Raw genomic sequence first — 7,538 nt, 5'->3', positions numbered from 1 at the left:
GCACGTCGCGGATCGGCGAAGGCTGCATCCCGAAACAAGGAATAGAAAAACGCGAGGCGTCGCCGATCTGCCCCTTCGCTTTATTCTTTTCGCGCCAGCGGCCGGCTCCGCGCAGGGGAGTCGCTGGCGCCAAGAAAGAATCATGCCCATTGGTTCGCCGAACGCGAGTCGTCGAGCGCACCAGAATTGCGTGATTGCCGCAGGAAGAGGCCATTATGTGTGGACGAGGGCCAGCTGGCGCGCATTCCTGCTGGTTGTCGCAAAGCTGTCGTGCAACCGTCGTCGATATTTCATTGAATCCTGGAATGCAGCAATTTCATTTATTTCCACGGAGGAGCAATGGCCGATCTTATTGTGACGGCGGCTCTGGTCTTCTGCTTATTGGCGGCTTCGACGCACCTCGTAACAGTCGCCCTCGCTCTCTATCGCGTGTCCCGTCCACGCAACCGCATGGGCGAACGAAGCGTCGAGCCGGTCAGCATCGTTCGGCCCGTCTGCGGCATCGATCACTTCGACGAAATGACTTTGCGGTCGACGTTCGAACTCGATGCCACCGATTACGAGATTATCTTCTGCGCGGCGCGCGACGACGACGCGGCAGTCCCTCTCGTCCGCAAACTGATGGCCGAATATCCGCATATCGAAGCTCGCTTGCTCATCGGCGACGACCGGCCGACCAGCAATCCGAAGCTCAACAACATCGTCAAAGGCTGGGCCGCCGCGCGCCACGATTGGATTGTGCTCGCCGACAACAACGTGCTGATGCCGTCTCGCTATCTCGAAGACCTCTTTCGCAGCTTCGGCGCGGGCGTCGGCTTGGTCTGCTCACCGCCGGTCGGCAGTCACCCGGTCGGGTTTTGGGCGGAACTTGAATGCGCGTTCCTCAACACCTACCAAGCGCGCTGGCAAATCGCAGCCGATACGATTGGGTTTGGGTTCGCCCAGGGCAAGTCGATGCTGTGGCGTCGCGACATTCTCGATGATGCCGGCGGTATCGAGGCGCTGGGTGCCGAGATCGCCGAGGACGCGGCCGCGACGAAGATCGTGCGCGCCAATGGGCTCGACGTCCGTCTTGTCGATCGTCCCTTCGAGCAGCCGCTCGGGCCCCGCTCGATCGCGCAAGTTTGGGATCGTCAGGTGCGTTGGGCGCGGCTGCGGCGCGCGACGTTCCCGATTTTTTACGCGCCCGAAATTCTCTCCGGATGTTCGCTGCCAGCGATGGCCGCAATGATTGCCGCTGCAGGCTTCGATGTGGATCCCCTCATGGCGCTGCTGGCCTACATCGGCGTCTGGTTCGGCGCCGAAGCACTTCTTGCACGCGTAGCCGGCTGGCAAATGCGCCTGCATTCGCCCCTCGTTTGGATGCTGCGTGACGCCCTCCTCCCGGTGCTGTGGGTAGAAGGCTGGGCCGGAAATACGTTCGTCTGGCGCGGCAACGACATGAGCGTCGCCAAAGGCGAGGACGAAGCCGCGATCTCAAGCGCCAGCCGCACCCTGGCCGTCACGACGAAGATCATGTGAGTTTGCGGCTCGCCCAACGTCGACTGGCGTTTGAGCGTCTGGGGTTACTCGCCCGTCAGCGGCGCATCCGCGTGAAGCCCCACCGTTCGCCCTTCGAAGCCGGCGGCATCGAAATATTTCGTCTCGCCTGAGATTTGATAATTCAAAATGGTCCGCAAGCCCGACGCCGATGGCTGCGACGTCAGCGTCTTGCGCTCCCATTTCGGCATCGCGCCGTTGGGGAACGCCTCCGCGAGTGGCCGCCCCACAAGTTTGCCGTGACTGGTTGGCAGCAACCCCAGGATCGCGGCAATCGTCTTGCCGATGTCGGCATTGCTCGCCGGTGCCTCGTCGACGAAGGATTGTTTGAAGTCCGGGCCGAAGGCCGCCATGAAATTCGCGGTATCGCCGCGATTGAAACTGCCGTGCATGCCTTGGCCTTGCTGCAGTCCCGTGTCCGCAACTTCGACGGCGCACGTCGTCGGGATCGAGCAGCCAGTCGAGAAACTTTTGAAGTTGACGACAATCGATGGCCGCAGCATTTGCGCGGCGCCCTTGAGGTTGATCGCGCTTAAGGGCAGCGTTCCCGCGAAACTGCCGAGATCGTCGTCGACGAAAATTCCGCTGACGTAGTCCTGCGCCAACAGCGAGTCGATCGTTCGCTGCGCAAGCGCGCGATCGCCACTCGGGATATAGACGAGGTCGGAGCCGCCGTTGGCTGCAACGACAACCTTGGGCGCGTTCGCATCCTCGCCGATGTACCCGTTGGCATCGGTTGGATATTGGCCGCGCTCGACCTTGGCATTGCCGTTGTCGGGATCGTAAAGCGGCATATCGAGTGCGGCCGCAAGATCGATGGCGAGAAAGCCCGGCGGCAGCAGAAGCGCAGGCACGGTGGGATAGCTCTGCTTAGCCGCTTCGCTCGTCTGGCTTTGCTTGGAGATGGTCGAGAAGCCGTGATCCGACGACACGATGATGTTTGTCGTCTCCGCGAGCCCCAGCTTTTGCAGAGTTCGACGGATGCTCGCCAGGTTGGAGTCGGCGTTGCGTATGGCGGCCATCGAGGTCGGCCCGTTGATGCCGGGCTCCAATCTCAAGAAGCTGTCACCTTGATTGTGCTGCGAGCCGTCGGGATCGCGCGACCAAAACACGACGACGAAAGGTTTGCCGTCCGCCTTGAATTTCGGCAGCACCACGTCCGTCAGGACCGATGCGAAATAGCCCTGCTGCACAACGTTGGCATCCCGGGTACCCGGCGTTTTGAAGTCGCCGTGGTCTTTGTTCGTCAGCCGGCCAGGCGCCTCCGCCGGCAAACCTTCGCGCACCAAGCCTTCGCTCACCCAAGGGGCAAGAGGGATGCCAGCTGGCGTGCCCGTCGCGTCGTCGATGATGACGCTTTCGCCACCGCCGCGCGATGTGTGGTCAAAAACGAGCGTCGGCCCGATTTTGCCGATCGCCGCGGTGTTGAAACCTGACCGGTGCGCGACATGCAAAATCGTCTCTTCATCGATGAAGTTGCCCGCGAAGTGATTGTCGATGTCGCCCAGGATGCCATCGTTTTCGATGAAGGCGAGGCGCTGGGAGGCGGCCGTCTGGATCGGGAAGCCCGCGTAGAGAACGTTACCGAACACGCCGGTGTCGCCGAGGTAATGTCCCGTCGCCATGCCGCTCGAGTTCGGCATCGTGAAGGTTGGAAAAAGCGAATGGCTGTTGACGAAATTGACGCCCTTGTCCCGGATCTCCGCGAAAGTCGGCGCCGTCTCGTGCGTCACCAACTCTCGCCGCAGCCCATCGGGAACGAAGAGCACGACGTTATGCTTGGCATCCTGAGCCGCGGCTGACGCCGCGCCAACAAACGCGGTCACGAGAAAAAGCGCGACGTACCTCTTCAGCATTGATTTCACATGCCCCTGATGTTCGAAAGATTGATCTGGCCTCGTGACCGTCGCGCATAGCACCGTCGTGAGACGTCCGGTCAGGACTTCCGCGTTCGTAGAAACTTCGGCACCCAGGTCGCCGTGCCATCCGACAACGATTCCATCATGTCCGATAACACGCGCGATTTCGCGATGGTGATGAGCGTCAGCAGGATCGTCGGAATGAGCACGATCAGGAACGCCTGGATGCGCCAGCTCGCCGTCTGATTGGCCCAGTCGAGAAGATTCATCCCGAGGAACCCAGTCACCGTCGTGCCGACGAGGCCCAGTGTCGTGACAACCGTCAGGCGTGTGACCGTATCGCTCTGCTTGCGCATCGCCTCGTTCTCGAGGAATTCGCTCATCTCTTGGATTTCTTGTCGGATGTCGTCGAAGAGCCGATCGATCTCCAAGTGGCGCCGGCAAAGTGCAAAGATGTCGTGGGCCTGTGTCTGGTTGCTCACCGAATGAAACCAGTAGCGGTGCGTGAACCGCAGGAAAGTCTGCAGCGCCCGGCGCGACGCCGATCTAAACGCCGCAATGGCGTTCTTGTTCTGGACGTCGAGGCGGCTCATCGCCCCCGTGAGGCGATCGGAAAACATCAGAAGCGTGGCTTTATGAAAATGCGCAATCAGGAAGACGAGAAAATGCTCGTGCCGGAAGCTGTTGAGACAGCCGTGCTTCGGATCCACGAAGAACGGATTGTCGGCACTTCCGGTGACCACGAGGGCATGCCCGCACGACATGTATCGGCTTTGCGGCCATTCGATCTCGTTGTGTTGCCCGAAGTAGCGGTCGTAGCAATATCGTTCTTCGAAGTCTTCAAGATGCCGTTGCGAGAACGGCAGCTCGGAGCAATCTCCCGGTCCTGAGGCGAACGCGAGCCGCACGTAGTCGGCGCGCGTCAGCTCTTGGCCACCTTTCGTGGCGATGAGCGCCATTTGCGGCATGCGGTAATACTCGAGCTGCTTGTAGCGAAGCTCACCTGGCAAATCCGAATGATGCGGTACCAATGGCGAAAGAAGATATTGCCAGTGCGCAGCGACGCGTGCGGCGCGCCTCGTGCAAACCTGCGCCAGGAATTTCTCACGATCGTCGTAGTCGGATGCCACGACGACGGCTCCGTCGCCTGACAGGAACTCGACCTTCACGGGACAATGCCCCGCCGCGCCCGACGGCTCCCAATACGCCGGATGCGTGCGGCCAAGCCGGAACATCACATCCTGAACTTCGGCGAGATTGATATCGTCCGAATAGAGTTCGAGCGCCAAGATCGCTACGTCGATCTCGTAGAAGAAGTAGAGATCGACATGCGCGATGTTGAGCGTCACCGGCTTGGAGCCTGGTGTCAGCACCACGCGCACCGCTGTGATATCGGTGCGGCGGAACGTGGTGATCGGACTGTGCGCATTTATCGAACCGGCAACTTTGCTTTCGCCGCTGCCGTAGAGAAATCGCTGGACAGGGGGAAGGAACGTCACGAACTCATTGTAGTGGCGCTCTTGAAAATCCTTAGGATCGCCGGTGAACTCATCATCGATCACCTTCCACGGATTATGCGGGCCAAGCTTCGACAGAAGCGCTGCATAGTCGTGATGAACCGGCTCCGGGGTCGGCGTTACGAGTTCGATTGGCCAGAGCAGAATCTGGCGAAATTGCCCGATGCCCACGTCCGCCGAGGTGCGGCGGACGCCCTCGCCAGCAGAGATACTCTCAGATCGAACTTCGTCGAGCATGGGATCTCAGCCTCCTCCGAACGCCGCTTGTCTCATCGCCGCCCGCACACGAGCGCGAAGGCGAGGTCGTCATTCTCCGACAGGCGGCACGCTTGGCCGTGCAGGCATGGCGGAGGAGACGATTTAGCTTGGTCGATGCGTATGACAGTTCTGCGACGCCACGGAAATCGTTCGCAAATCTCCCGCGGTCGAACCCCGATCGCGCCCTGGAAGATATCGCTACGCGATAAGCTCAACGCCGCGATGACAGCCTGGTCGACCACGCTGCAATGGCCGGGCGACATCTACAGCAGGGAAACATTGTTTCCAGAGACGAGATCTGATTTCCTCGTTGCACGCACCGAGTGAACGAAGCTAACCGGGGGCTACCCATGCGCTTTCTCGTCTTTCAGCACGTCGCCTGTGAGCATCCAGGGATTTTCCGCCGGTTCTTCGCGGCCGATGGCATCGCCTGGGACGCCATTGAACTCGATGAGGGAGAATCAATTCCCGACCTCGACCGCTACGACGCGCTCTGGGTCATGGGCGGCCCGATGGATGTCTGGGATGTCGAGGAGTGCCCGTGGCTCGTCGATGAGAAGCGCGCCATCCGCCGGTGGGTGCGTGATCTGCAGAAGCCGTTCATGGGTCTATGCCTTGGTCATCAACTTCTCGCTGATGCGCTTGGCGGCACGTGTGGACCGCAACGCCCTCCGGAAATCGGCATCCTCGATGTGATGGCGACGGACGCAGCGGCCAGCGACCCTGTGTTCAGCGAACTACCGAAAAGCTTCAAAGCCGTCCAATGGCATTCGGTGCGCGTTGCCCAGCCTCCGGAAGATGCCGTGGTCCTCGCTAAGTCGGACACATGTCCTTGCCAAGCCATGCGCGTCGGTGACCGCGCGTGGAGCATGCAATATCATGTCGAAATCGAAGAAAGCACGATTTCGGATTGGGCCAAGATTCCCGCGTACGCCTCAGCGCTCGAGAGAACGAATGGCGCTGATGCGCTGCCCCGCATGGCGGCAGCTGCCGAAACGCACATGTCAAGCTTCACGACCGGCGCGGAAAAAATCTATCGCAATTTCGTTCGCGCCATTCGCGCTTAGCAGTGCACACATCGCATTTGCAGCAATGAGCAAAAAGCAAACGCGCGCCGATGATTAGTGCGTTTGCGGCGGCGCATTATGAAATTTTTATTCGCACGAATGCCGCCTGAATTTCCGGCAACTGCTCTGAATTTGGCCTTGTACGCTTCGCTAAGGCGATAGCATAATTCAAAAATCATCACTCTCAGGAAAGTTCTCTCGTCTCACCTTAGTCGTTCATCTCAAACGAAGTGGCTTGGAGGCTACCTATGTACCAAACCGTCAAACGAGCTTTGGCCGGTGGAGTTTGTGCAACCTTCCTATCGATTGCGAGCATCGGCCACGCCATGGCGGGCGTTCCGGAATCGACTGATCCCGTGAAGATCGCGCTCTTCGATTGGACGAGCGTCAATCTCAACGCCAAGATCCTCGGAGGCATCCTCACCAAGCTTGGATATAACGTCGAGTATCCGACGGCAGACTACCTTTCGAGCCTCACGACCGGACTGACCAATGGCGATATCGATATCGGCGTAGAGTTCTGGGACACGACCGCGCGTGAGGCCATGAAGGCTTCGGATGCGACCGGCCAGACCGAGCGTCTCGGGCCGCTAGGTCCGAAGGCGAAGGAAGAATGGTGGTTTCCCGAATACATGAAAGAGAAGTGCCCCGGCCTTCCCGACTGGAAAGCTCTTAAGGATCCGAAGTGCGCGGAAGCATTCTCGACGCCTGATACAGCTCCCAAGGGACGCTACCTTGGCGGTCCTGTTACGTGGGAAGGCTTCGACGACGAGCGCGTTGATGCCCTCGGCCTCCCGTTTGTCGTGGTTCATGCCGGCACCGATGGCGCCATGTTCGCGGAGTTGGACTCCGCCTATCAGCGCAAAGCCCCGATTTTGCTCTGGATCTATTCGCCTCACTGGGCGCCGGCAAAGTACAAGGGTGAATGGATTCAGTTCCCTGAATACGAGCCCGCTTGCTACACCGATGCGAAGTGGGGCGTGAATCCCGACAAGAAATACGATTGCGGCAAGCCGCACGGCGAAATCTGGAAATACTCCTGGAAGGGCCTGAAGGATAAGTGGCCCGTCGCATACAAGGTCGCAAAGAACTACACGATCGATACCGACGAGCTGAACAAGATGTCCGGCCAAGTCGATCTCGACGGCAAGTCTATCGATGACGTTGCCGCGGCTTGGATCGCCGCGAACGAAGCGAAGTGGAAGGAATGGGCGAAATAGGCCGATCTATTCTGCACATCCGAATGCAGTAAGATGCAGGGGAACCGGCAGCGCCAGTGCCGCGTGTCGGTTCCCATT

The 7,538-nt window shown here is 59.7% G+C and carries 6 protein-coding genes; 4 read left to right on the top strand and 2 right to left on the bottom strand.

Features of this window, described 5'->3' with window-relative positions; genetic code table 11:
• Window positions 1-358 (top strand): hypothetical protein (locus tag EKK30_RS17345; RefSeq protein WP_290986893.1); only part of this gene is annotated, 358 nt, incomplete at its 5' end.
• Window positions 340-1,521: a ceramide glucosyltransferase gene (locus EKK30_RS17340; protein ID WP_290986892.1), complete on the top strand. Its 1,182-nt coding sequence runs from the start codon at window positions 340-342 to the stop codon at window positions 1,519-1,521. The genes EKK30_RS17345 and EKK30_RS17340, both read left to right, overlap by 19 nt.
• A gap of 44 nt (window positions 1,522-1,565) precedes the next feature.
• Here the strand turns inward: EKK30_RS17340 and EKK30_RS17335 are convergent, their stop codons facing one another.
• Both EKK30_RS17335 and EKK30_RS17330 read right to left on the bottom strand, forming a co-directional pair.
• Window positions 1,566-3,395: a nucleotide pyrophosphatase/phosphodiesterase family protein gene (locus tag EKK30_RS17335; RefSeq protein ID WP_290986891.1), complete on the bottom strand. Its 1,830-nt coding sequence runs from the start codon at window positions 3,393-3,395 to the stop codon at window positions 1,566-1,568.
• Window positions 3,396-3,475: 80 nt separating this feature from the next.
• Window positions 3,476-5,152: a CorA family divalent cation transporter gene (locus EKK30_RS17330; protein WP_290986889.1), complete on the bottom strand. Its 1,677-nt coding sequence runs from the start codon at window positions 5,150-5,152 to the stop codon at window positions 3,476-3,478.
• A gap of 371 nt (window positions 5,153-5,523) precedes the next feature.
• On the opposite strand from EKK30_RS17330, the gene EKK30_RS17325 reads away from it, so the two are divergent.
• Both EKK30_RS17325 and EKK30_RS17320 read left to right on the top strand, forming a co-directional pair.
• Window positions 5,524-6,240 carry a type 1 glutamine amidotransferase gene (locus EKK30_RS17325; RefSeq protein WP_290986888.1) on the top strand — a complete coding sequence of 239 codons (717 nt, stop codon included), beginning with the start codon at window positions 5,524-5,526 and terminating at the stop codon, window positions 6,238-6,240.
• 326 nt (window positions 6,241-6,566) lie between these two features.
• Window positions 6,567-7,460 (top strand): ABC transporter substrate-binding protein, encoded by an 894-nt coding sequence (locus tag EKK30_RS17320; RefSeq protein ID WP_290986900.1) that lies wholly within the window; start codon window positions 6,567-6,569, stop codon window positions 7,458-7,460.
• Window positions 7,461-7,538: the final 78 nt, after the last annotated feature.

The sequence above is a fragment of the Hyphomicrobium sp. genome (assembly GCF_003987855.1).
GTDB lineage: Bacteria > Pseudomonadota > Alphaproteobacteria > Rhizobiales > Hyphomicrobiaceae > Hyphomicrobium_B.
This window is presented reverse-complemented; position numbering and strand designations above follow the sequence as displayed.

Excerpts from the sequence above, each read along its gene's own strand:
- EKK30_RS17340 (WP_290986892.1), top strand. The coding sequence starts at position 340 with ATGGCCGATCTTATTGTGACGGCGGCTCTGGTCTTCTGCTTATTGGCG.
- EKK30_RS17335 (WP_290986891.1), bottom strand. The coding sequence starts at position 3,395 with ATGCTGAAGAGGTACGTCGCGCTTTTTCTCGTGACCGCGTTTGTTGGC.
- EKK30_RS17330 (WP_290986889.1), bottom strand. The coding sequence starts at position 5,152 with ATGCTCGACGAAGTTCGATCTGAGAGTATCTCTGCTGGCGAGGGCGTC.
- EKK30_RS17325 (WP_290986888.1), top strand. The coding sequence starts at position 5,524 with ATGCGCTTTCTCGTCTTTCAGCACGTCGCCTGTGAGCATCCAGGGATT.
- EKK30_RS17320 (WP_290986900.1), top strand. The coding sequence starts at position 6,567 with ATGGCGGGCGTTCCGGAATCGACTGATCCCGTGAAGATCGCGCTCTTC.